General features: G+C 66.9%; 19 protein-coding genes. 7 read left to right on the top strand and 12 right to left on the bottom strand.

The window, feature by feature from the left end:
* Positions 1-16: 16 nt before the first annotated feature.
* Positions 17-2,821: a cache domain-containing protein gene (locus GBZ48_RS36775; protein WP_174473328.1), complete on the bottom strand. Its 2,805-nt coding sequence runs from the start codon at positions 2,819-2,821 to the stop codon at positions 17-19.
* A 228-nt stretch (positions 2,822-3,049) separates the two neighbouring features.
* On the opposite strand from GBZ48_RS36775, the gene GBZ48_RS24035 reads away from it, so the two are divergent.
* Entirely contained in the window at positions 3,050-3,373 is a 324-nt protein-coding gene (locus tag GBZ48_RS24035) for a DUF485 domain-containing protein (protein ID WP_174473327.1), read from the top strand.
* Complete coding sequence (locus GBZ48_RS24030; protein WP_174473326.1) at positions 3,370-5,040, top strand: cation acetate symporter; 1,671 nt, start codon at positions 3,370-3,372, stop codon at positions 5,038-5,040. The genes GBZ48_RS24035 and GBZ48_RS24030 overlap by 4 nt, the downstream gene beginning before the upstream one ends.
* A gap of 89 nt (positions 5,041-5,129) precedes the next feature.
* Here GBZ48_RS24030 and GBZ48_RS24025 read toward each other — a convergent pair whose 3' ends face one another.
* Positions 5,130-5,351, bottom strand: a complete 222-nt coding sequence (locus GBZ48_RS24025) for a hypothetical protein (protein WP_098740694.1) — start codon at positions 5,349-5,351, stop codon at positions 5,130-5,132.
* A 37-nt stretch (positions 5,352-5,388) separates the two neighbouring features.
* Complete coding sequence (locus GBZ48_RS24020) at positions 5,389-7,428, bottom strand: sensor histidine kinase (protein ID WP_174473325.1); 2,040 nt, start codon at positions 7,426-7,428, stop codon at positions 5,389-5,391.
* Between the two features lie 332 nt (positions 7,429-7,760).
* On the opposite strand from GBZ48_RS24020, the gene GBZ48_RS24015 reads away from it, so the two are divergent.
* Positions 7,761-8,003: a hypothetical protein gene (locus tag GBZ48_RS24015; protein WP_174473324.1), complete on the top strand. Its 243-nt coding sequence runs from the start codon at positions 7,761-7,763 to the stop codon at positions 8,001-8,003.
* Complete coding sequence (locus GBZ48_RS24010; protein ID WP_174473292.1) at positions 8,000-8,233, top strand: hypothetical protein; 234 nt, start codon at positions 8,000-8,002, stop codon at positions 8,231-8,233. Before GBZ48_RS24015 ends, GBZ48_RS24010 begins: the two co-directional genes overlap by 4 nt.
* Before the next feature lie 28 nt (positions 8,234-8,261).
* Here GBZ48_RS24010 and irrA read toward each other — a convergent pair whose 3' ends face one another.
* From irrA to GBZ48_RS23995, 3 genes are all read right to left on the bottom strand, one after another.
* Positions 8,262-8,684, bottom strand: coding sequence for an iron response transcriptional regulator IrrA (gene irrA / locus GBZ48_RS24005; RefSeq protein ID WP_174473349.1), 423 nt, complete (start codon positions 8,682-8,684; stop codon positions 8,262-8,264).
* Between the two features lie 264 nt (positions 8,685-8,948).
* On the bottom strand, positions 8,949-10,346 hold the full coding sequence (locus GBZ48_RS24000) for an NAD(P)H-dependent flavin oxidoreductase (RefSeq protein ID WP_174473323.1): 1,398 nt from the start codon (positions 10,344-10,346) through the stop codon (positions 8,949-8,951).
* 254 nt (positions 10,347-10,600) lie between these two features.
* Positions 10,601-11,344, bottom strand: a complete 744-nt coding sequence (locus GBZ48_RS23995; protein WP_174473322.1) for a glycerophosphoryl diester phosphodiesterase — start codon at positions 11,342-11,344, stop codon at positions 10,601-10,603.
* Positions 11,345-11,410: 66 nt separating this feature from the next.
* On the opposite strand from GBZ48_RS23995, the gene GBZ48_RS23990 reads away from it, so the two are divergent.
* On the top strand, positions 11,411-12,448 hold the full coding sequence (locus tag GBZ48_RS23990; protein ID WP_174473321.1) for a lysine-2,3-aminomutase-like protein: 1,038 nt from the start codon (positions 11,411-11,413) through the stop codon (positions 12,446-12,448).
* Positions 12,449-12,458: 10 nt separating this feature from the next.
* Here the strand turns inward: GBZ48_RS23990 and GBZ48_RS23985 are convergent, their stop codons facing one another.
* The 6 genes from GBZ48_RS23985 to GBZ48_RS23960 form a co-directional block, all read right to left on the bottom strand.
* Positions 12,459-12,806 carry a GIY-YIG nuclease family protein gene (locus tag GBZ48_RS23985; RefSeq protein ID WP_174473320.1) on the bottom strand — a complete coding sequence of 116 codons (348 nt, stop codon included), beginning with the start codon at positions 12,804-12,806 and terminating at the stop codon, positions 12,459-12,461.
* Between the two features lie 82 nt (positions 12,807-12,888).
* Positions 12,889-13,416 (bottom strand): tryptophan-rich sensory protein, encoded by a 528-nt coding sequence (locus GBZ48_RS23980; RefSeq protein WP_174473319.1) that lies wholly within the window; start codon positions 13,414-13,416, stop codon positions 12,889-12,891.
* A 49-nt stretch (positions 13,417-13,465) separates the two neighbouring features.
* The gene (gene holA / locus GBZ48_RS23975) at positions 13,466-14,491 is read right to left on the bottom strand and encodes a DNA polymerase III subunit delta (RefSeq protein WP_174473318.1); all 1,026 of its coding nucleotides are present in this window, start codon (positions 14,489-14,491) and stop codon (positions 13,466-13,468) included.
* Positions 14,492-14,509: 18 nt separating this feature from the next.
* Complete coding sequence (lptE, locus tag GBZ48_RS23970) at positions 14,510-15,016, bottom strand: LPS assembly lipoprotein LptE (protein ID WP_246307424.1); 507 nt, start codon at positions 15,014-15,016, stop codon at positions 14,510-14,512.
* A gap of 52 nt (positions 15,017-15,068) precedes the next feature.
* Positions 15,069-17,633, bottom strand: coding sequence for a leucine--tRNA ligase (gene leuS, locus GBZ48_RS23965; RefSeq protein ID WP_174473316.1), 2,565 nt, complete (start codon positions 17,631-17,633; stop codon positions 15,069-15,071).
* Between the two features lie 71 nt (positions 17,634-17,704).
* Positions 17,705-18,244, bottom strand: coding sequence for a DUF3576 domain-containing protein (locus GBZ48_RS23960; protein WP_174473315.1), 540 nt, complete (start codon positions 18,242-18,244; stop codon positions 17,705-17,707).
* A gap of 335 nt (positions 18,245-18,579) precedes the next feature.
* Between GBZ48_RS23960 and GBZ48_RS23955 the strand changes: the two genes are divergently transcribed.
* Complete coding sequence (locus tag GBZ48_RS23955) at positions 18,580-19,743, top strand: porin (RefSeq protein WP_174473314.1); 1,164 nt, start codon at positions 18,580-18,582, stop codon at positions 19,741-19,743.
* Between the two features lie 330 nt (positions 19,744-20,073).
* Positions 20,074-21,174: a porin gene (locus GBZ48_RS23950; RefSeq protein ID WP_174473313.1), complete on the top strand. Its 1,101-nt coding sequence runs from the start codon at positions 20,074-20,076 to the stop codon at positions 21,172-21,174.
* Positions 21,175-21,471 lie beyond the last annotated feature (297 nt).

The following is a 21,471-nucleotide window of genomic DNA, read 5'->3' as shown; positions in this document are numbered from 1 at the left end:
TCTGGACCCGACGATATCAGGCCGGCGCGGGTTCGGTGGCGTGGCCGATGGCTGCCACCAGGTCCCGCTTGTCCCATGGCTTGCGCAGTATGACGGCATCGGCGGGGACGTCGCCATACTCGACAGCGAATCCGCTGACCAGAACCACCCGCATGGCCGGCCGCAGCAGCCGGGCGCGCCGCGCCAGTTCCACTCCCGACAGGCCGGGCATAACGATGTCGGAGACCAGCAGCGACAGCCCGTCGATCTGCTCCACCAGCTCCGCCGCCTCATCGCCGCTCGCCGCCTCCACCACCGAAAAGCCGAGATCGACCAGCTGCTGGCGCATCACCTGCCGGACATCGTCATTGTCCTCCGCCACCAGCGCCAACTGGCCGGACCAGCCGCCGGACTGCGGTTCGGCCGCTGCCGCCGGGTCGGCGTCCTGCAGGCGGGGCACCGGTTCGGCGCGCGGCAGCAGCAGGGTGACGGCAGTCCCCTCCCCCGGCCGGCTGTCGATACGCAGATAGCCGCGTGACTGCTTGACGAAGCCGTAGACCATCGACAGCCCCAGGCCGGAACCGAGGGCCTTGGTCGTGAAGAACGGCTCCACGGCGCGGGCCAGCGCCTCCGGCGTGAAGCCGGTGCCGGTGTCGGTGACGCGGATTTCCAGATAATCGTCGGACCGGACCGGCTCGTCGAAGGACTGGTCGCCTTCCACCTTGCGGATACCGACGGCGATGTCGAGCCGCCCGCCGTTCGGCATGGCGTCGCGTGCGTTGATGGCGAGGTTGACCAGCGCGTTCTCCAGCTGGGTCTGGTCGGCGATGGTCCAGCATTCCCGCCCCTCCCCCGGCACGCCGATGGCGATGGAGCTGGGGAAGGACCGGCGCAGCAGAACCGCCATGTCGCGCAAGAGGCCGCACAGTTCGATCGGCTCCGGCTTCAGCGGCTGCTGACGGGAAAAGGCGAGCAGGCGGGCGGTGACGTCGGCGCCGCGCCGGCCAGCGCGCTGGGCCGGCTCCAGATAGGCGTCGAGCCCCTCCACCGCCGCGTAGCGGTCGCGCGCCGCCGACAGGTTGCCGATGATGATCGACAACAGGTTGTTGAAGTCGTGCGCCAGCCCGCCGGACAGCTGGCCGACCGCCTTCAGCCGCTGCGCCTCCACCAGCTGCCGTTCGGTCTGCTTCTCGTCGGTGATGTCGAGGGTCAGGACGAACAGACCGGTGACCGCACCCTCCTCTGCCCTGCCCTCGCCCCGCCCCTCGCCACGATGGGGGATCAGCGTGGTCTTGGTCACCATGGTGCCGCCATGACGCGGGAAGGCATATTCGAAGGTCACCACCTCCCCCGACAGGCAGCGGTCGAGGTGGGGGGCGAGGGCCGCCATCGCCCGCCGGCCGACGACCGACGCCAAATCGCGACCGATGACCGCCGCCTTGTCTCGCCCGACCAGTTCAGCCCAGCGCAGATTGGCGAAGGTCAGCCGGCCGTCGCGGTCCAGCCCGGCGATGCAGGCGGGGATCGCATCCAGGATCACGCGCTGCCGGGTTTCCGCCTCCGCCAATGCGGCGGTGCGGTCGCGCACCCGGCTGTCCAGCGTGGCGACTGTATCGCGCAGCTGGCGCACCATGCCGTCGAAGGCGGAGGCCAGCAGCCCGATCTCGTCGCCGCGGCGGATGCCGCTCTGGGCGGCGAGGTCGCCGGCCCTCACCTGCACCGCGGTGTCAGCCAGCCGGCGCAGCGGCCGCACCAGCCGCCCTACCGCGATGTAGCCCAGCAGGCTTCCCGCCGCCATCAGCGCCATGCCGATGGCAAGGATGCGGTTGCCCAGCACCACCGACGACCGCCGCAGTTCGTCCACATAGACCGACGAGGCGATGTACCAGTCGAACCCCTCGAAATGCCGGACCCAGCTGATTTTCTCGTAGGCATAGTTGCCGGGATCGTCGGGCTTGTCCCAAAGGTAGGTCAGCGGCTCCCCCTTTGCCGCGGCGACCTTCAGATCCTCGGCGATCGGGCGGCCGGTGGCGGAATTTAGCCGGTCGCCGAAGGCGGTGCCCTCGATGTTCGAATTCGGGTGGATGATCATCCGGTTCGCCGAATCGAAGATGTAGAGATAGCCGGTGCGGGCGATGCGCAGCTTGCGCAGGGCCTGGCGCAGATCCTCGATGGCCTCGGCCTTGCGCCGCTCCACCTCGGCGTCGACGTCGGCCAGATAGGCGCCGGTGCCGACGATGATGCCGCGCCTGGGCAGATCCTTGAAGAAGCTGAGCTTCGGCGCCCGCTCGTCGCCGTTCGGCCGCCACCACGGATAGGTCTGGAACCCTTCTCCCTCGCGCTTGGCGGTGGCGACGATGGTGGGCAGGATGTGGCGGCCCAGATTGTCGCGCAGATCGTCGGCCTTGCGGCCCTGATAGTCGGGCGATGGGTGGGACAGGATCACCGAGTCGTAGCCGATGGCCCACACATAGTCGCCGTTGCCGTAGCGGAAGGCGCGCAGCCCCTCCATCGCCTCGCGCCGTGCCTCTTCCATCGTGATCTCGCCGCGGTCGGCGCGGGCGTAGACATGCTCGATATAGCCGACGGCCAGCTCCAGCACGTCGCGAAGCCGGGTCTTGTAGGAGTCGACGGTCGCCACCCGCTGCTCCTCCAGCCCGCCGCGGATGCGGCTGACCAGTTCGAACACGTTGTCGAGGATGGTGCGGCTGGCGTCGCGTTCGATCTCGTAGGCCTTCTCCTCGATGAATGGGACCGAGAAGACGTAGGCCGCCGCGGAGAACAGCCCGAGCGAGATCAAGATCGCCGAGAACAGCCGGAGGAACAGGGGCGAACGGATCATTTTCCGGGCGGAGGCGGGATGCGGGGGCGGTGGAATCGCCGCCATCATTCCAGCTTCACCGCCGCGGCTCAACGCGAATCGGTGAGATTGTTGCCTGAATTGCACTGAAACAATTCGTCATATTTCCGGGAAAATTGCGAAACAGTGTTTTGTTAGCCGGAAGGACATAAGCCCACCCCATCAATTCGGGTCGGGGCAAACCAAGGACGTTCAGCGTCTGGAGGAAACATGCACTCCCCCGCCAACAATCCCGTCTATGAGAGGGTTCGCCGGAACCCCAAATTCCACGAGCTGGTGCGCCAGCGCAGCCGGCTGGCCCTGGTCCTGTCGGCCGTCGTGCTGGTCGGCTACTACGCTTTCATGATGGTGGTCGCCTTCGCACCCGGCCTGCTGCACAAGCCGATGTCCGACGAGTCGTCGCTCAGCGTCGGCTTCCCGATCGGAGCCGCCATCATCATCCTGTCTTGGCTGCTGACCGGCGTCTATTCCCATTTCGCCAACGGCCGCTTCCAAGACCTGACCGACGAGATCACGCGGGAGACGCTGCAATGACCGCCCGCCGGATTCTCCTCGCGGCCAGCGCCGCCACCCTCGCCGCCGTGCCGGCGCTTGCCGCCGGCGATGTCGGTCAGCTGGAAAAGCAACCGATCAACCTGTCGGCCATCGGCATGTTCCTCGCCTTCGTGGTGATGACGCTGGGCATCACCTACTGGGCGGCCAGCCGCACCCGGTCCACCTCCGACTTCTACACCGCGGGCGGCGGCATCACCGGCTTCCAGAACGGTCTGGCGATTGCCGGCGACTATATGTCGGCGGCGACGCTGCTCGGCCTGTCGAGCCTGGTGTTCGCCAAGGGCTATGACGGGTTCGTCTACACCATCAGCTTCTTCGTCGGCTGGCCGATCATCCTGTTCCTGCTGGCCGAACGGCTGCGCAACCTCGGCCACTTCACCTTCGCCGACATCGCGTCCTACCGGCTGGACCAGGGCAAGATCCGCACCTTCGCCGCCATCGGCTCGCTGACCGTGGTATGCTTCTACCTGATCGTCCAGATGGTCGGCGCCGGCCAGCTGATCAAGCTTCTGTTCGGGCTGGACTACAACGTCGCGGTGATCGTGGTCGGCGTGCTGATGGTGGTTTATGTCACCTTCGGCGGCATGATCGCCACCACCTGGGTGCAGATCATCAAGGCGGTGCTTCTGCTGGGCGGCGGCATCCTGCTGGCCTTCCTGGCCCTGTCGCGCTTCGGCTTCAGCCTGGAGGCCATCGCCAGGAGCGCCATCGCCTCGCACAAGGACGGCGTGAAGATCATGGGGCCGGGCACGCTGCTGGCCGACCCGGTGTCAGCGGTGTCGCTGTCGCTGGGCCTGCTGTTCGGCACCGCCGCCCTGCCGCACATCATGATGCGCTTCTTCACCGTTCCCAACGCGCGCGAGGCCCGCAAGTCGGTCTTCTACGCCTCCGGCTTCATCGGCTTCTTCTTCCTGATCGTCTGCGTGCTGGGCATGGCGGCGATCACCATCGTCGGCACCGACCCGCAGTTCTTCGAAGGCGGCAAGGTCGGCGGCAAGCTGATCGGCGGCGGCAACATGCCGGTGATGCATCTGGCCAAGGCGCTGGGCGGCGACCTGTTCCTGGGCTTCCTGTCGGCGGTCGCCTTCGCCACCATTCTGGCGGTGGTGTCGGGCCTGGCGCTGGCCGGCGCGTCCGCCATCGCCCACGACCTCTACGCCCGCGTCATCCGCAAGGGCGAGGCGACGGAGCGCGAGGAGATGCGCGTGTCCAAGATCGCCTCGCTGGTGCTGGGCGTGCTGGCCGTCGTGCTGGGCATTGCCTTCGAGAAGCAGAATGTCGCCTTCCTGGTCGGGCTGACCTTCGGCGTCGCGGCGTCGGTGAACTTCCCGGTGCTGATCCTGTCGATGTACTGGAAAGGACTGACCACCCGCGGCGCGCTGGCGGGCGGCATCGCCGGCCTGATCTCCGCGGTCACGCTGGTGGTGCTGTCGAACGCGGTGTGGGTCGTGGTGCTGAACAACCCGGCCCCCATCTTCCCCTACGAGCAGCCGGCCCTGTTCTCGATGACGCTGGCCTTCCTCGTCACCATCGTCGTCTCGAAGCTGGACAGCAGCGCGTCGGCCCGCGCCGAGCGCGAGGCCTTCGAGGATCAGTTCGTCCGCTCCCAGACCGGCATCGGCGCCGCCGCCGCGGCCAAGCACTGATCGCCTGACGACCCGACGGTCTGACACTCGAAGGCAAGGCGCTCTTCCCCCGATCCGGGAAGGGCGCCTTGCCTTTGCTTTCTTCCTTATCAGCCGGCCGAGACGCTGTTGTCCTTGCGGCGCGATAGCTGGACCTGCCCGTCCAGGCATTTGACGTAGCCGGTCTTGCCCGGCTTCAGCCCGTCCAGGATGGTGACCAGCGCGCGGGGGATCGCCGCGAATTCCTTGGAGCCGCGCGACTGGCCGTTGTAGGCGGCGATGTGCTCGCGCAGCTTCTCCTTGGACACCGGCTTCCCGTCATTCCCGATCATCTCGTCCGCCTTTCGATGCTCTTGATCGCCGACAGGCTTACGCCGGCAACCCATCCGCCGCAACCGGCCGGCCGGTACGGTCGGCGGGGAAGCGGATGGTGGCGGCGGTGCCGTGGCCCGGTTCGCTGTCGATGGACAGGCTTCCGCCATGCAGGGCCATCAGGTCGCGGCAGATCGACAGGCCCAGCCCGGTGCCGCCGAACCGCCCGGAGATGCTACTGTCGGCCTGCTGGAACGGCTCAAGGATGCGGGCCAACGCGTCGGCGGCGATGCCTATGCCGGTATCGCGCACGGTGATGGCGATCCTGCCATCCCCTTCCCGCACCGCACTCACCGTCACCCGGCCGCCGCGGGGGGTGAATTTGACCGCGTTCGACAGCAGGTTCAGCAGCACCTGGCGCAAGGCACGCTCGTCGGCCAGCAGATTGGGCAGGTCGGGAGGGCATTCGACCGCCAGCGTCACCCCACCGACATCGGCCGGCACCGCGGTCAGCGCCCGGCAGGTCTCGATGGCTTCGGCCGGCTCCATCCAGCTTTCATCCAGCGTGTAGCGCCCGGCCTCCAGCTTCGACATGTCCAGCACGTCGTTGATCAGGTCCAGAAGGTGGCGGCCGCTGTTCTGCACATGGCGGGCATAGTCGCGATAGCGCGGGCTGCCCAGCGGACCGAACAGCTCGTGCAGCATGATGTCGGAAAAGCCGATGATGGCGTTCAGCGGCGTGCGCAACTCGTGGCTCATGGTCGCCAGGAAGGCGCTCTTGGCCCGGTTGGCGGCCTCCGCCTGATCGAGCGCCGTGGCGAGCCTTTCAGCGGCCTCGACCCGCTCGGTTATGTCGCGCGCCTCGACCACCAGCACCGTGACGACGCCCCCGTCGTCATAGACCGGCTTGATCGTCACATCCATCACGCGGGTGAGCCCGTCGGCGACCACATCGGTCTCGTAACGGACGAAGCGCCCCGAGGCCGCCTTTTCGATGGACTGGCGGAAAGCCGCCGCCAGTTCGTCCGTGCGGGCCCAGCCGCGGAACTCCCAGGCGCGGTGTCCGACCAGCGCTTCGGCGGGCAGGCCGGCCAGGGCGCAGGCCGGCCTGTTCAGCGCCAGCACCCGGCCGTCCGGCGACAGCAGCCCCATGATCTGGAAACTGCTGTCGAACAGCGCTTGCGAGCGCCGTTCGCTGGCGCGCAATGCCTGCGTCGTCGTCTCCAGCCGGCCGAGCTGCCGCAGCGCCAGCCAGGCCAGCAGCAGCACCACCACCGACACCGCGGCGGTTTCCACGACGCGCTTCCAGCGGTCGTTGTACCAGCCGGCCAGCACGTCGTCGGTTCGGAGGCGGACATAGACGTAGAAGGGCAGCCCCCCCACGCGGCGGACGGTGCCGATCCGCTCGCGCCCCTCGGTCGGGTCGAAGCCCGACAGTGTCCGCGCGGCTTCGCCAGCGGGCAGGCGGGGCAGGATGTCGGCAAAGACGGCGCGGTTCTGATCGAGAGGCGCGCTGAACCGGGAATGGGCAAGGACCAGCCCATCCTCACCGTAAAACAGTATGATGCTGCGCGGCCCGATGTTCTGCGTCGCATAAAGCCGGGCGAAACGGTCGAGGTCGAGCAACCCCATCGCCACGCCGCTGCCGTCCGCCAGCGGCCGGACGATTGCCGCACGCCAGCCGCCGCCCGGCTCCTGATACGGTCCGATGAAGGACGCCGACCTGCCGGCCGCCGCCTGGGCCAGCGGGGTTCCGGCAACCGATGCCGGAGCGTCCAGGCCGGTAGACTGCCGGACACGCCCGTCCGGCTCCACGATCAGCAGGGTCCGCAGCGCCAGGCCCGGTCCGGAGTCCATGCCGGGTGCATCGGGCGCTTCGCCCAGCAGGTAGGCGGGAATCTGCCCGCTCTCCGTCATGCCGCGCAGGGTATAGCCGGCCACGACCATGACGCGGCGGGCATCCTCCTCCAGCAGGGTCGAGAGGTTGGCTGTCTGGCGCAGACCATCCTGGATCGCCCGGTCGCGCGCCCGCTCAAGGTCGGCGTAAGCGACCAGCCAGAAGCCGGCGATCACCGCCACAAGCAGGCCGATGCGCATCGCGGCGACGGGCGGCAGAGAGGATAAGCGCCACCACGTCCCGCGTGCGCCACCGTCCGGTTCGGAGAGATCCGTCAAAGGAAATGGTCCGCCGCGTCTGAATGCTGGAGAGGCGTCAAGCCGGAACGGCCGGACGCGACGAACTGTAGCATGCCGGCACGGGCATTTTCACGTTCGCTTACCCCTGATCCGGGCAGGATCAGCGATGCTTCGGCCGGCTGTCGTGCATGGGAAGAGTTTGGGGGAAGAGTTTGGGGAAAAGTTTGGCTCGACAAAGCCGGCAGCCCGCGCTTCTCTGCCCGGCGACGATGTGAAGGAGGATCCCGTCGGGCATGCTGCAGGATTTCATCGATAGCCTGTCCCAGGGGCCGCTCCTGGGGCTGATGCTGTTCCAGGTCGCCATCGTCTGGCCGCTGTCGCGCATCCTGCGGCGGGCCGGCTTCTCGCCGCTGTGGGCCCTGTTCTCCCTGGTGCCGCTCGGGCATGTGGTGCCCATCGGCGTGATGGCGCACAGCCGATGGTCGGTGCTGCCGGCACGGCAGACGCGCAAGGTCAAGGCACGGAGGACGGCATGACGGAGACCGTGATCCAGCTCGGCTTCTGGGAACTGCTGATCGGCTCCATCGTCACGATGTACATGCTGATCGCCGGCGGCTGGGTTCTGGCCAAGGCAGGGCGCAGCCCGCTGTGGATCCTGCTGCTGCTGTTCCCCTACCTTAACGTCCTGGCGGTCTGGGCCTTCGCCTTCATCCGCTGGCCCTTCGTCGACCGCGCTCCCGCCCCCACGCAGCCTGACGAGGGCTGAGCACCGGACCATCGGCAAGGGGGCAGGATCAGACGTCGTCCTCGATCAGGCGGACGATCACGTCGACGCGGGCGACGCGGGTGCCGGCGGGGGCGGCCGGCAGGTTCTGCACCGTCAGCCGGTCGGCGGGGATGTCCTCCAGCCGGCCGGTGGATTCGACGAAGAAATGGTGGTGGTCGCTGGTGTTGGTGTCGAAGTAGGACTTGCCCGCCTCCACCACCACCTCGCGCAGAAGCCCGGCGGCGGTGAACTGGTTCAGCGTGTTATAGACGGTCGCCAGCGACACCGGCAGGTCGGCGGCCAGCGCCTCGCAGTGCAGTTGCTCCGCCGTGACATGCCGGTCGCAACCTTCGAACAGCATGCGGGCGAGGCCAAGGCGCTGGCGGGTCGGACGCAGTCCGGCGCTGTTCAGCCGGTCGAGGGCTCGCTTGAAGGGGCGTTCGGCGGTCATCATGGGCGAGGCACCCGTACTGTCGACAGTGGGATCGGACAAGGAGTCCAAAACAGAACCGCGGCACTAGGCCGCATTCTGTTTAAGAGTAAAACCATTCGGAAAGCTCACGCAAGCCATTGTCGCAGCAACGTCAATGGAGACATGGTTTGGGGAGCCGCCCAAACCGGATGAATGCCCGTAATGGCCCAATGCAAAGGCCGCCGACGGTTTCCCGCCGACGGCCTTGCCAGACCGGTAAATGTGGCCGGTGGATGCGACCGGTCAGTAGCCGGTGGCGATCCGTTCGATCAACTGCTTCACCGTGGGGATGAAGCCGTCGTTGTAATAAGGATCGCTGGCGAAGCGGTAGGCGTTGTGTCCCGCGAACATCAGCTGGTTTTCGCAGTCGTCGGTGTGGCTGACCGCCTGGAGCGTCTTCTGGATGCAGAAGGAGCGCGGATCGGCGCGCTTGCCCGTCGTGCCTTCCTCGTTCTGCGCCCAGTTGGAGAAGCCGCAGGCCGACAGGCAGCCCATGCAGTCGACCTGATCGTGCAGGATCTTTTCCGACTGCTGGGGCGTGACGAAGACCAGCGTGCTGTCCGGCGTCTTCAGGGCGGTGGTGAAGCCCTGGGACAGCCAGCCCTCGGCGCGCTGCTTGTCGCTTTCGGTCACGTAGACCGGACGGCCGCGCGGACCGACCGGGAATTCGGCCGAATGTTCACCCACCGGCTTGGACAGATAGGCGACCTGACGCTCGGACCGGGCCATCAGGTCCAGCAGGAAGGGGTTCTTCACCGCCGACGAGTAGAAGCCGGTGGGGGAGAAGCGGTTCAGGAAGACGTCACCCGGTTGCAGCGCCACCAGCTTGCGCTTCCACGCCATGGAGATCGGGCTCTCCTGGGTCAGCAGCGGACGGGTGCCGAACTGGAAGGCGACAGGACCCAGGTCGGGGTTGTCGATCCAATCCTCCCACTCCGACAGCCACCAGACGCCGCCCGCCATCACGATGGGGGTGTCGTTCAGCCCGAAGCTGTTCATCATCTGGCGCAGGGCCAGGACGCGGGGGAACGGATCCTCCGGCTTCTGCGGGTCTTCGGAGTTGGACAGGCCGTTGTGACCGCCGGCCAGCCACGGATCCTCGTACACCACGCCGCCGAGATGTTCCCGGAACTTGTGGTAGGCGCGCAGCCACAGCGCGCGGAAGGCGCGGGCCGACGAGACGATCGGATAGTAATGGACGCCGTAGCTCACGGCGATCTCGGCAACCTTGTAAGGCATGCCGGCGCCGCAGGTGACGCCGTGGATCATGCCCTGGGCGCCTTCCAGCACGCCATGCAGAATGTGCTCGGCACCGCCCATTTCCCACAGGACGTTCATGTGGATGCGGCCGTTGCCGTTCGACGTCTCGTGCGCGATGCGCGCCTGGGCGATGCCGCCCTCGATGCCGAAGGCGATCAGCTCGTTATGGCGCTCGCGCCGGGTCTTGCCCTTGTAGATCTGCGGCAGAAGGTTGCCGTTCTCATCATAACTGTCGGCGTTGACACCCGAGAAGGTGCCAATCCCGCCGGCAGCCGCCCAGGCGCCGGAGCTTTCGCCGTTGGAAACGGCAATACCCTTGCCACCCTCGACGAGCGGCAGAACCTCCCGGCCGGACATCGGCAACGGCTTCAACGCCTTCAACGAACCCTCCAAAGACCGAACGTGGCATCCCGTGGGACGCCGGACCAAAGCGGCGGACTACCGGACGACGAAAAGCTCCGCCGGAATCCGCGTGGGTTCCGGCTGGATCGCCAGTGCGGTTCTATATATGAGGAATTGGCGCGCCCTACGAGCGGATTCATCCCCTCGCGCAAAAAACGTTCATGAATTGCCGCAGTCGCGAACGGAAGCGTCAGCGCATCGACCGGCCCCCCGGCGGATCATTGGGCTCCCCGTCAGGCGTCCGCCGCCAGTTCGGCAGCCAGCCGGCCGGGCGCATCGGTGAAGACCGCCGACACGCCCCAGCCGAACAGCGTCCGGGCCCGCTCCGCGTCGTTGACGGTGTAGGCCAGCACTGGCCGGCCGGTGGCGCGGTACTCCGCCACGCTGTCCGCCGTCTGGCGGTCCTGGTGGACGTTCAGCGTCGCCGCGCCGATCCGGTCGGCAATGGAAGCCCAGTCGGAGGGCGGGTCCCACAGCAGATAGCCGCGCGGGATCTCCGGCCACAGCCGTTGCGCCACCTCCAGGCAGGGAACCTCGAAGCTGGAGAGCAGAAGCGGCCGGTCGGACGGCCACAGCGGGCGCAGGGCGTTCAGCGCCACCTCTGCCGTGATCTCCTCCTGGCCCGGATAGGGCTTGATCTCCAGGTTCAGACCCAGGCCCAGCTCATGGACCAGCGCCACCGCCTCCTCCAGCGTCGGCACGCGCTCGCCGACGAAGGCGGCATCGAACCAGCGCCCGGCGTCGAGCGTCTGCAAATCCGCCAGTTCCAGCAGCGGGACGGCACCGCTGCCGGTGGTGGTGCGGTCCAGCGTGTCGTCATGGATCAGCACAGGGCGCTGGTCGCGGGTCAGCATGACGTCCACCTCGACCCAGCGGGCGCCCTGGCGGGCGGCTTCGCGGATCGAGGCGAGGGTGTTTTCCGGGGCGCTTTCCTTGGCGCCGCGATGGCCGATCAGGCGGGGAAGAGTCGACAGCATGGGTCTCGCAGGAGTAAGAGCGGTCGCTTTCCTACATGACCCATTCCGTCGAAGCGGGAAAGAGCAATGAAGGCCCTGCACAGCGTTTCCGATCTGGTGGCCGCCGGGCTGATGACGCCGGAGGCCGGCGATGCCGTGCGTACGGTCGCTGACCGCTATGCCGTGGCGCTGACCCCGTACCTGCGCGAGACGCTGGCCGGACGCATGGATCCGCAGGATCCCCTCTATGCCCAGTACGTCCCCTCCCCGGCGGAGGCGTACAGCACGCCGGAGGAACTCGCGGATCCCATCGGCGACGTGGCGCGCAGCCCGGTGAAGGGCATCGTTCACCGCTATCCCGACCGGGTGCTGCTGAAGCCGCTGCACGCCTGCGCGGTCTATTGCCGTTTCTGCTTCCGCCGCGAGATGGTCGGCCCGGGCGGCGAGGCGCTGAGCGCCGACGAGCTGGACGCCGCCCTGGCCTATATCCGCGATCACGAGGAGGTGTGGGAGGTCGTCGTCACCGGCGGCGATCCGCTGCTGCTGTCGCCGCGCCGGCTGCACGGGATCGTCCAGGCGCTGTCGGCCATGCCGCATGTTGGTGTCGTCCGTCTGCACAGCCGCATTCCCGCCGCCGATCCCGACCGCGTCACGCCGGACTTGGTGGAGGCGCTGACCGCCCCGGACCTCGCCACCTGGGTCGCCGTCCACATCAACCATGCCGACGAGCTGACCCCGCCGGTGCGGGCGGCCCTCGCCCGGCTGGTCGAGGCCGGCATCCCTCTGGTTGGCCAGACTGTGCTGCTGAAAGGCATCAACGACAGCCATGCCGCGCTGGAGGCTCTGTTCCGCGGCATGGTGCGCAACCGGGTGAAGCCCTATTACCTGCACCATCCCGACCTTGCCGCCGGCACCAGCCATTTCCGCCCGACGCTGGCGGAGGGGCAGGCACTGGTGACCGGCCTGCGCGGAAAACTGTCCGGCCTGTGCCAGCCGACCTACGTGCTCGACATTCCCGGCGGCCATGGCAAGGCCCCCGCCGCCCCGGCCTGGATCGAAGCGGAGGACGGGAACCGCTATCGCGTGACCGACTTCACCGGCCGGGTTCACGACTACCGCGGCTGAGCGCCCGCCCTCAGATCGCTTCCGCCCGCAAAGCCGCGACCCAATGGGCGACCCGCCCCTTGAGGGCGGCGGCGCGGGCGAAGGCAAGCTCTTCGTCCTCCAGCGGCTCGACGATTTCAAACGCCAGCGACTCGGCACCATGGGTGTTCCAGGCCGCTTGCAGGCTGCGGTGCGGACAACCGCCCATCTTCAACTGGAACCAGAGGCGGTTCTGGATCTTGTCGAGGTCCGGCGCGCCGCCCACCCACACCGTATCGGCGGCCCCGCAACGGACGGCGAAGACGCCGGCCACGCTTTTGCGCTCCTTGTAGGCGGCCAGCGCCGCCTTGCGATTCTCTTTCCCAGTCGTGGCCGCCATAGCCTTCGTTCCCCCGCGGGTTATCAGTCCCGACTGGTTATACCCGGGTGATATCCCACGCAAGGTTTTTATCCGGGTATTATCACCAAAGGGCCGGAGTCCCGAAAAGCGGATCGGGGTTGATGAGGGCATTGTGGATGCCGACCACCGAAGCGAAGCCGGTCCACAGGATCAATGGCGTCCAGATCAGCGCGATGCTTCGGTCGTCCCGCGCTATCAACGCGATGCAGATCGACGTGATGACGAAGAAAGAGACCGTCCAGGCCGCGGCGAGGATCGAGCTGCCCAGCGTGAAATAGACGAGGCTGAAGGTGGCGTAGATCGCCCAGGTCACCGCCTGGAGGCCGATCAGAAGCCCGCGGCTGCGGAGCCGCCGCGCCGGGTCGATCAGGCGGATGTCGCCCCAGATCTGGAAAACGTTCAGCGTGAACCACATCACCGGGAAGACCCAGCCCGGCGGCTGCAGGGGCGACGGGTGATGCCCGGCGAAGGGCTGTCCGCCCCGTTCGACAAAGCCCCAGGCGTTGACGATGACCCAGAACAGCAGGGGTTGCCACCAACGGACCCGGAAGGGGGCGGGCGGTGGCGCGGTGTAGGTGGCGTCGCTCATGCTCCGCCAGATAGCGCGCCGCCCCCAACGGTCAAGTCAGCGCCATCCTTCAGCGCCGGGCTCCCAGCGAGGCGAGTTGGAACAGCACGCGGGCGCACAGGGTCTCGTCCGGCATGTTGGTGCGCTTGCAGTCGGCCTCGGCATCGACCAGCCGTTCCAGCGCCTGCCGGACATGGTTGGGCGACCAGTGGCGCGCCTGCCTGACCAGCCGGGTCTTCAGCTTGAAAAAGACCGGCGGGCGCAGCGACTCGACGGCGGCCTCCGGCGACTTGCCGGCAGCGACCTGGGCGGTGAGCAGTTGCAGCCGCTGGAAATGGCGCTGGGCGCCGCGCAGGATCGGCACCGGCGAGGTGCCTTCGGCGAACAGCCGCGCCAGCGAGCGGTCGAGAGTCGCGAAGTCGCCCTCCGCCGCCGCCCACACCGGCTCGTCCATCGACAGGGCGGCGCTGTCGCCGATGCAGGCCTGGGCATCCTCCAGCCGCACGCGCTTTTCGCTGCCCATGTAGAGTGCAAGCTTTTCCGCCTCGCCGCGGGCGACCATGCGGTCGCCGACGAGATTGCCGGCCAGGAAGCTCAGCACGTCGGGATCGGCGGTCAGCCCATGGCCTTGCAGAATGTCGGCGATGACGCGGCCGAGCGACGCCTCCTCCTCGACATAGCAGGGAATGGCGGCGGCGGCATCGTCCCCCTCGAACAGAAGCCGCAGCTTGGAGCGGGCCGAGAGGTCGCCCGACTCGACCACCACCAGACTGTCGCCCGGCGGCGGATTTTCCAGAAAGGCGGTAAAGGCGGCGGTGACGTTGTCCTCGGCATCGCGGACGCGGATCAGGCGCCGGCCGCCGGTGAAGGAGATCGCCGCCGCCTCGTCCGCCAGCCGCGCCGGATCGTCGGCGATGGCGCGCCCCAGGAACTCGGCGACGCGGAAGGGGTCGGACAGGTCCGGCACCACCGTCTTGCCCAGCGTCTGGGCGCGGTCGCGGACGAGCCCCGAGTCGGGGCCATAAAGCAGCACCGCCCGAACCTTGCGGTCCGGGCTGCGCAGAAAACCGTCGATCGCCTTGGGCTGGAGCTTCACCCGTGCATCTCCGGCCGGTCAGGACCCGCGGCCGAGAAACATGGCGACGCGGGTGGTGATGTCGTTGGAGATGTCCTCTAGCGCCCGATCATAGGCGCTCCGCATCGTCTCGATGGCGGCGTAATGCTGCTCCAGCGTGTTGTAGCTGATCATCGAGCGCGAGCTGGACTGGAACACCACCTGACCCGTCTGAGTATCGGTCAGCCGGTAGGGGGCGTTGACCAGCAGCTGGGCGCGCACCGCAGTGGCGTCCTTCTGCAGTGCCAGCTTTTGTTCTGACGCGGACAGCGATATGTCCAGCCGATAGCGCGGATTGCTCGGCCGCTCCGACGGATAGAAGTTGTCGATCAGCAGGTTGCGGAGCTTTTGCCCTTCCCGGTTGGGGATCGACGCGATGTCGACCTCCATCAGACGCTCGGACGCGGCAGCCCCGATGCCCTTGCCACCATAGAGCGGCTGGAACCCGCAGCCCGACAGGGACACGGCGGACAGGCCGAGCGCGAGGGCGAAAAGCCCCCGCGCCATGGCCTGACGGAGTGGGGCCTGACGGAGCGGGCCCTGGCGGATCGATCTGGGATCAGACGACGACATTGATCACCCGGTTCGGGACGACGATGACCTTGCGCGCCGGCTTGCCGTCCATGGCACGCTGGACGTTGACATCGGCAAGCGCCGCCTGTTCCGCCGCATCCTTGTCCATGTCGCGCGGCAGTTCCAGCGTGGCGCGCAGCTTGCCGTTGACCTGGACCGCGACCTTGACGCTGTCCTCCACCACCAGGGCGGGGTCGGCCTCCGGCCAGGGCTGGTCGGCCAGCAGGCTGCCGTGGCCCAGTTGCGCCCAAAGCTCCTCGCCCAGATGCGGCATCATCGGACCGACGAGACGGACCAGCGACTCGAAGCCCTCGCGCAGGACCCAGCCCTCGCCTTCGCCCTTGCCGTCCAGCTCGCCGAGCGCGTTGGAGAGCTCGCGAACACGGGCGACCGCCTTGTTGAAGCGGAACTTGTCGAGATCCTCAGACACGCCGGCGATGGTCTTGTGGACCAGGCGGCGGGCGGTCTCGGCCTTCGGGCCGAGCGACTCGGGCTTCGGCGTGCCGGCGGCCGGCAGATCCGCCTCGGTCATCATCCGCCACAGGCGGTTGATGTAGCGCCAGGCACCGTCGATGCCGGCCTCGGTCCATTCCAGATCGCGTTCCGGCGGGCTGTCGGACAGCATGAACAGGCGGGCGGCGTCGGCGCCGTAGGTGCCGATGATGTGCGCCGGATCCACCACGTTCTTCTTGGACTTCGACATCTTCTCGACGCGGCCGACATTGACCGGCGCGCCGGTGTCGGCCCGGACCCACTCGCCCTTGTCGTTCTTCGTCAGGTCGGTCGGGGCCAGCCAGGCGCCGGTGCCGGAGTCCTTGTAGGTCTCGTGGTTGACCATGCCCTGGGTGAACAGGCCGGTGAACGGCTCGTCCAGGTTCAGGTAGCCGCAGGTCTTCAGCGCGCGCGTCCAGAAGCGGCTGTAGAGCAGGTGCAGGACCGCATGCTCGATGCCGCCGATATACTGGTCGACGCCCAGCCAGTAATCGACCGCCTCGCGGGTGAAGGCCGCATCCTCGGTCTTCGGCGAGCAGAAACGGGCGAAATACCAGGACGACTCGATGAAGGTGTCGAAGGTGTCCGTCTCGCGCAGCGCCGGCTTGCCGCAGTGGGGGCAGCCGGTGTGCTTCCAGGTCGGATGGTGGTCCAGCGGGTTGCCGGGCTTGTCGAAGGTCACATCCTCCGGCAGCACGACCGGCAGCTGGTCGTCCGGAACCGGAACGATGCCACACGACTCGCAATGGATGACCGGGATCGGGCAGCCCCAATAGCGCTGGCGGGACACGCCCCAGTCGCGCAGGCGGTACTGGGTAGTGCGCTCGCCCTGCTCCGCCGCCTCCAGCCGCTTGCCGGCCTCCTCCTTCGCCGACTCGGTGTCGAGTCCGTCGAGGAAGGCGGAATTCCGCAGCACGCCGGGGCCGGTGTAGGCCTCAGTCCCGACCTCGAAGGTGGCCGGGTCGGCATCGGCCGGGATCACCACCGGGCGGACCGGCAGACCATACTTGCGGGCGAAGTCCAGGTCGCGCTGGTCATGCGCCGGGCAAGCGAAGATCGCGCCGGTGCCATATTCCATCAGCACGAAGTTGGCGACGTAGACCGGCAGCTCCCAGGACGGGTCGAAGGGATGTACAACCTTCAGGCCGGTGTCGAAGCCGCGCTTCTCCGCCGTCTCGATCACTTCCTCGCTGGTGCCCAGCCGGTTGCACTCGGCGATGAACTCGGCCAGTTCCGGACTGGACGCGGCCAGCTCGGCCGCCAGCGGATGATTCGGGGAGATCGCAGCGAAGGAGGCGCCGAACAGCGTGTCCGGACGAGTGGTGAAGACCTCCAGATCGTCCTCGCGCCCCTTGATCTTAAAGCGGAAACGGACGCCGGTGGACTTGCCGATCCAGTTCTCCTGCATGATGCGGACGCGCTCGGGCCAGCGGTCCAGCGTCTCCAGGCCCTTCAGCAGGTCTTCGGCATAGGCGGTGATCTTCAGGAACCACTGCGACAGCTTGCGCTTTTCCACCAGCGCGCCGGTGCGCCAGCCACGGCCGTCGATCACCTGCTCGTTGGCGAGAACGGTGTTGTCCACCGGGTCCCAGTTCACCCAGGATTCCTTGCGGTAGGCGAGGCCCGCCTTCAGGAAATCCAGGAACATCTTCTGCTCGTGGCGATAATACTCCACGTCGCAGGTGGCGATCTCGCGGTCCCAGTCGATGGACAGGCCCATCGTCTTCAGCTGCCCGCGCATGGTCGCGATGTTCTCGCGCGTCCAGGCCGCGGGATGGACCTTCTTCTCAAGCGCGGCGTTCTCGGCAGGCAGGCCGAAGGCGTCCCAGCCCATCGGGTGCAGGACGTTGAAGCCCTTGGCGCGCTTGAAGCGCGCGATCACGTCGCCGATGGTGTAGTTGCGGACGTGGCCCATGTGGATGCGCCCCGACGGATAGGGGAACATCTCCAGCACATAGTATTTGGGCCGGGAGGCGTCCTCGCGCGCGGTGAAACAGCCCTTGCTGTCCCACACGCCCTGCCACTTCGCCTCGGTTTCCTTGACATTGTAACGCGACATGAGCGCGACGCCGTTTTCCGTTGTACCAGATGCTCGAAAGGCCGGGATACCGACCCGGACCGGCCGCCGCGTCAGCGGGCGGCGGCGTTCTGCGCCACGCGAAGCTGGCGGGCGCGGGTCAGCACCGCGTCCTCCAGGGTGCCGGCGGTTTCCGGCCCGACATTGATGTCGCGCCAGTCGTTGCCGGTCCGCTGCTGCTTGAACACCGACACCCGGACGCCGTCGGCGCGCAGCTGGCGGTCCATGATGTAGAGGTTGACCTTGAACCGTTCGTTCGGCGAATCGGGCGGGGTATACCAGTCGGTCAGGATCACCCCGCCGAACGGATCGGCCGAGGCAATCGGCATGAAGGACAGGGTGTCGAGCGAGGCGCGCCACAGGAAGCTGTTCACGCCGATGCCCCCGGCCGTGTCCTGGTCGCCGCCGCGCTTGTTCTTGCCGAACAGGTTCAGACCGCCATCGGTGCCGAGCAGGCTGCCGAACTTGTAGTCCTTGTTCTTCATCTGCTCTTCGACGGTTTCGGTCTTGCCGCCCCAGCTTGCGCAGCCGGCGATCGAGACGGAAGCCGCGAGCAGTACAGGGACAAGGCGAAGGGCGGTCGAACGGCGCATGGTCGGGAACCCGGTTTAGAAAAGGGGTTGCCGCGCGCGAGTCACGCGCGGAATGCCGGTGAACAGACCATAAGTGGACGGCACCACGCAACAGCGGAAGCGTCTTTGCCCCGCCCCGTCACAACAGGACGACAACAGGCGAAGCCTGCCGGGTTGCACTGTGACGGGCTCGACAAGGGGGTCCTTCTTAGTGTGCTCCGTGCGACACACTGTCCCCCCAATGCAGCAATCCCGGAGATTTGCCGCTTGCTGGCGAGGGCGGGGGTGCGTACGAAAGTCTCAGCCAGGACGTCAACCAGGCTGAAACATCTGCTGCCAGGATGGAGGCAAAAATCATGACCCGTTATCTGCTGGCCGGCGCTGCCGCCGCCGCTCTCGCCCTCGGCGCTGGCGCTGCCAACGCCCAGGCCAAGTTCGAAGTCAAGATCGGCGGCGACGCCTACTTCGAAGCCGGCTACGTCGATCAGGATCTGGACTCCGGCCTGCGTTCGACCGAATTCCGCAACCGCATGCGCATCAACATCATCCCGTCCGCCAAGGCCGACAACGGCCTGGAGTACGGTGCGCGTATGCGTCTGCGTGCCAACGCTGGCACCAACAACGCCCGCAACACCGACGCCGACCGCGCTTACATCTTCGCGCAGGGCTCCTTCGGTCAGGTCCGCCTCGGCGTGACCAACTCGTTCAACGACGAGACCTACACGACCGCCCCGCTCGACTACCTGCCGCTCGGCATCTACGACGCCCTGCCGGCCTGGATCGGCACCACGGCCAACGGCCTGAACAGCGGCGCCGCCCCGACCGTGACCAACGGCAACACGATCATCACCCAGTCGCTGGTGGCGGAAGCCAACTCGACCAAGATCGTGTACTTCTCGCCGCGCTTCGCCGGCCTGCAGATCGGCGCCAGCTACACCCCGCGTAACGACAGCTCGGCCACCGACGTCAACCGCGTCAAGCCGGTTGGCACGTTCGCCGCTGGCGGCGCTGGCACCTACACCGACATCGTCGAAGTCGGCGCCAACTACAACAACACCTTCGGCGGCGTGACCGTTAAGGCCAGCGCCGGCTACAACTGGGGCCGCGCCGTCGACGACGTCGTCGGTTCGAACTACAAGGATCTGAACGCCTGGCAGGCTGGCGCTCAGGTCGGCTACGCCGGCTTCGCCATCGGCGGCGGCTACATCGACTACGGCAAGTCGGGCCAGAACAAGCGTCCGGGCGTTGCCACCGAGAACACCCGCAACTGGGTTGTCGGCGCTCAGTACACCGCCGGCCCGATCGTTGTCGGTGCCAACTACAAGAACGGCAAGGACGCCGGTTCGTTCTTCACCGCCGGCGACCGCGAACTGCAGGTCTACGAAATCGGTGTCGGCTACACCGTCGCTCCGGGCCTGACCGTCCAGGCTCAGTACGACCACTTCAAGCTGGACAACGACGCCTCGCTCCGCGACGACAAGGGCGACGTCGTCCTGGTCCGCTCGATCCTGGCGTTCTAATCGATCTTTCGATCGAACGTCCGGTAACGGATGGAAAGGGCGGTGGCTTCGGCCACCGCCTTTTTTCTTGTCCACGCGCTTCCCTTGCCAACTTTGTAGGCAAGCCGCCCGATTTTCGTCCCAACCAAAGAGCAGATTTCAGTCACTCTTGGATTTTGCAATCATTCCAACCAGTTATGAGTGTGTTTTTGTTGCAACTGTGTTGCGAATGCGAAAGCGCGCCGCAGTTTGCCTCTTGCCGGAGTAATTGGAGAGCGGTTAAGTCTTGCTTACAAAGACAACCGACCGCTCCCGGCCAGAACGGGGCGTACGCATAAGGATGGATAATCCATGAAGCGCTCTCTCGTCATCGGCTGCGCCGCCGTTGCCCTCGCCGCCGGCTGCGGCACCGCCTCGGCCCAGTCCAAGTCCAAGTTCGACATCCTGCTGGGCGGCGACGCCTTCTTCCAGGGTGCCTATGTCGACCAGGACAACGACAACAACCTGCGCAAGACCGAATTCGCCAACCGTTTCCGCCTGACCGTCACCCCGACGGCCAAGGCTGACAACGGCCTGGAATACGGCGCCCGCCTGCGTCTGCGCGCCTCGGGCGGCACCAACAACAACCGCCAGACCGACGCCGACCGCGCCTACATCTTCGTGAACGGCTCCTTCGGTTCGGTCCAGGCCGGTGTCGTCAACGGCCCGTCGGACGACTCGGGCGTCATCGGCCCGAACGTCGACGGCATCTCGGGCAGCCCGGACGGCTGGGTGTTCAACTACTACGGCGTGACCTCGCTGCCGTACGTCGTCGGTTCGCTGCGCACGCTCGAGTCGGGCGATGCCAGCACGAAGATCGTCTACTCGACCCCGAGCTTCGCCGGCTTCAAGCTGACCGCCGCCTACACCCCGACCTACGGCAGCAGCAACACCAACATCGAGCGCCGCAAGAACGTCACCTACAACGACATGGGTGAAGTTCAGGCCTACTATAAGGGCGCCTTCAGCGGCGTTGGCCTGGAAGCCAGCGTTGCCTACCAGTTCGCCCAGGCCCCGACCGGCTTCGAAGACCTGTCGTCGGTCCATACCGGCGCCACCGTCACCTTCGGTCCGTTCGCCATCGGCGGCAGCTATGCCTTCAGCGGCGACAGCGGCTACCGCAAGGGCCACACCGGCGTCGACGACAACCAGGTCTGGCTGGTCGGTGCCCAGTACACCATCGGCCCGGTCATCCTGGCCGCCACCTACACCGACGCCAAGGGCGCCAACGTCGGCACCGGTGCCTTCTCCGCGGCGGACTACGCCCGCGCCCACGTCTACCAGGGCGGCGTGACCTACGCCGTGGCCCCGGGCCTGACCACGGGTCTGGAATACAGCTACGTCGACAACAAGTCCGGCGGTCGCAACAACGACGCCAACATCGTTCTGTGGGACACCCGCTTCTCCTTCTAAGGGACGGGTTCCTGGCAGCAAACGTGAAGGCGGCGGAGAAATCCGCCGCCTCTTTTTTTGTCCATTTTCCAGGCAACAGACAGGCTGGAGTGTGGCGAACGGGACCACGCCTCGACCAACCCGAAATAGGTAACCCTTTGGCACAAGAGTCCTAACTGCGACACTCAATTAATCGGCAAGTATTTAATATATGGATTTACATGATCCGGAGTCCCGTGCTTTTCCCGCCACTGTTCTCGGAATGAGGTGACTTCCATCCCTGCCGCCACTTGTCGGAGTGCCGGTAGCGGGACTAAA

The organism is Azospirillum melinis (genome assembly GCF_013340935.1).
Taxonomy (GTDB): Bacteria; Pseudomonadota; Alphaproteobacteria; order Azospirillales; family Azospirillaceae; genus Azospirillum; species Azospirillum melinis.
Note: the sequence above shows the minus strand (reverse complement) of the source record. Positions and strands in the feature narration are given on the sequence as shown.

Excerpts from the sequence above, each read along its gene's own strand:
- GBZ48_RS36775 (WP_174473328.1), bottom strand. The coding sequence starts at position 2,821 with ATGATCCGTTCGCCCCTGTTCCTCCGGCTGTTCTCGGCGATCTTGATC.
- GBZ48_RS24035 (WP_174473327.1), top strand. The coding sequence starts at position 3,050 with ATGCACTCCCCCGCCAACAATCCCGTCTATGAGAGGGTTCGCCGGAAC.
- GBZ48_RS24030 (WP_174473326.1), top strand. The coding sequence starts at position 3,370 with ATGACCGCCCGCCGGATTCTCCTCGCGGCCAGCGCCGCCACCCTCGCC.
- GBZ48_RS24025 (WP_098740694.1), bottom strand. The coding sequence starts at position 5,351 with ATGATCGGGAATGACGGGAAGCCGGTGTCCAAGGAGAAGCTGCGCGAG.
- GBZ48_RS24020 (WP_174473325.1), bottom strand. The coding sequence starts at position 7,428 with ATGCGCATCGGCCTGCTTGTGGCGGTGATCGCCGGCTTCTGGCTGGTC.
- GBZ48_RS24015 (WP_174473324.1), top strand. The coding sequence starts at position 7,761 with ATGCTGCAGGATTTCATCGATAGCCTGTCCCAGGGGCCGCTCCTGGGG.
- GBZ48_RS24010 (WP_174473292.1), top strand. The coding sequence starts at position 8,000 with ATGACGGAGACCGTGATCCAGCTCGGCTTCTGGGAACTGCTGATCGGC.
- irrA (WP_174473349.1), bottom strand. The coding sequence starts at position 8,684 with ATGACCGCCGAACGCCCCTTCAAGCGAGCCCTCGACCGGCTGAACAGC.
- GBZ48_RS23995 (WP_174473322.1), bottom strand. The coding sequence starts at position 11,344 with ATGCTGTCGACTCTTCCCCGCCTGATCGGCCATCGCGGCGCCAAGGAA.
- GBZ48_RS23990 (WP_174473321.1), top strand. The coding sequence starts at position 11,411 with ATGAAGGCCCTGCACAGCGTTTCCGATCTGGTGGCCGCCGGGCTGATG.
- GBZ48_RS23985 (WP_174473320.1), bottom strand. The coding sequence starts at position 12,806 with ATGGCGGCCACGACTGGGAAAGAGAATCGCAAGGCGGCGCTGGCCGCC.
- GBZ48_RS23980 (WP_174473319.1), bottom strand. The coding sequence starts at position 13,416 with ATGAGCGACGCCACCTACACCGCGCCACCGCCCGCCCCCTTCCGGGTC.
- lptE (WP_246307424.1), bottom strand. The coding sequence starts at position 15,016 with ATGGCGCGGGGGCTTTTCGCCCTCGCGCTCGGCCTGTCCGCCGTGTCC.
- leuS (WP_174473316.1), bottom strand. The coding sequence starts at position 17,633 with ATGTCGCGTTACAATGTCAAGGAAACCGAGGCGAAGTGGCAGGGCGTG.
- GBZ48_RS23960 (WP_174473315.1), bottom strand. The coding sequence starts at position 18,244 with ATGCGCCGTTCGACCGCCCTTCGCCTTGTCCCTGTACTGCTCGCGGCT.
- GBZ48_RS23955 (WP_174473314.1), top strand. The coding sequence starts at position 18,580 with ATGACCCGTTATCTGCTGGCCGGCGCTGCCGCCGCCGCTCTCGCCCTC.
- GBZ48_RS23950 (WP_174473313.1), top strand. The coding sequence starts at position 20,074 with ATGAAGCGCTCTCTCGTCATCGGCTGCGCCGCCGTTGCCCTCGCCGCC.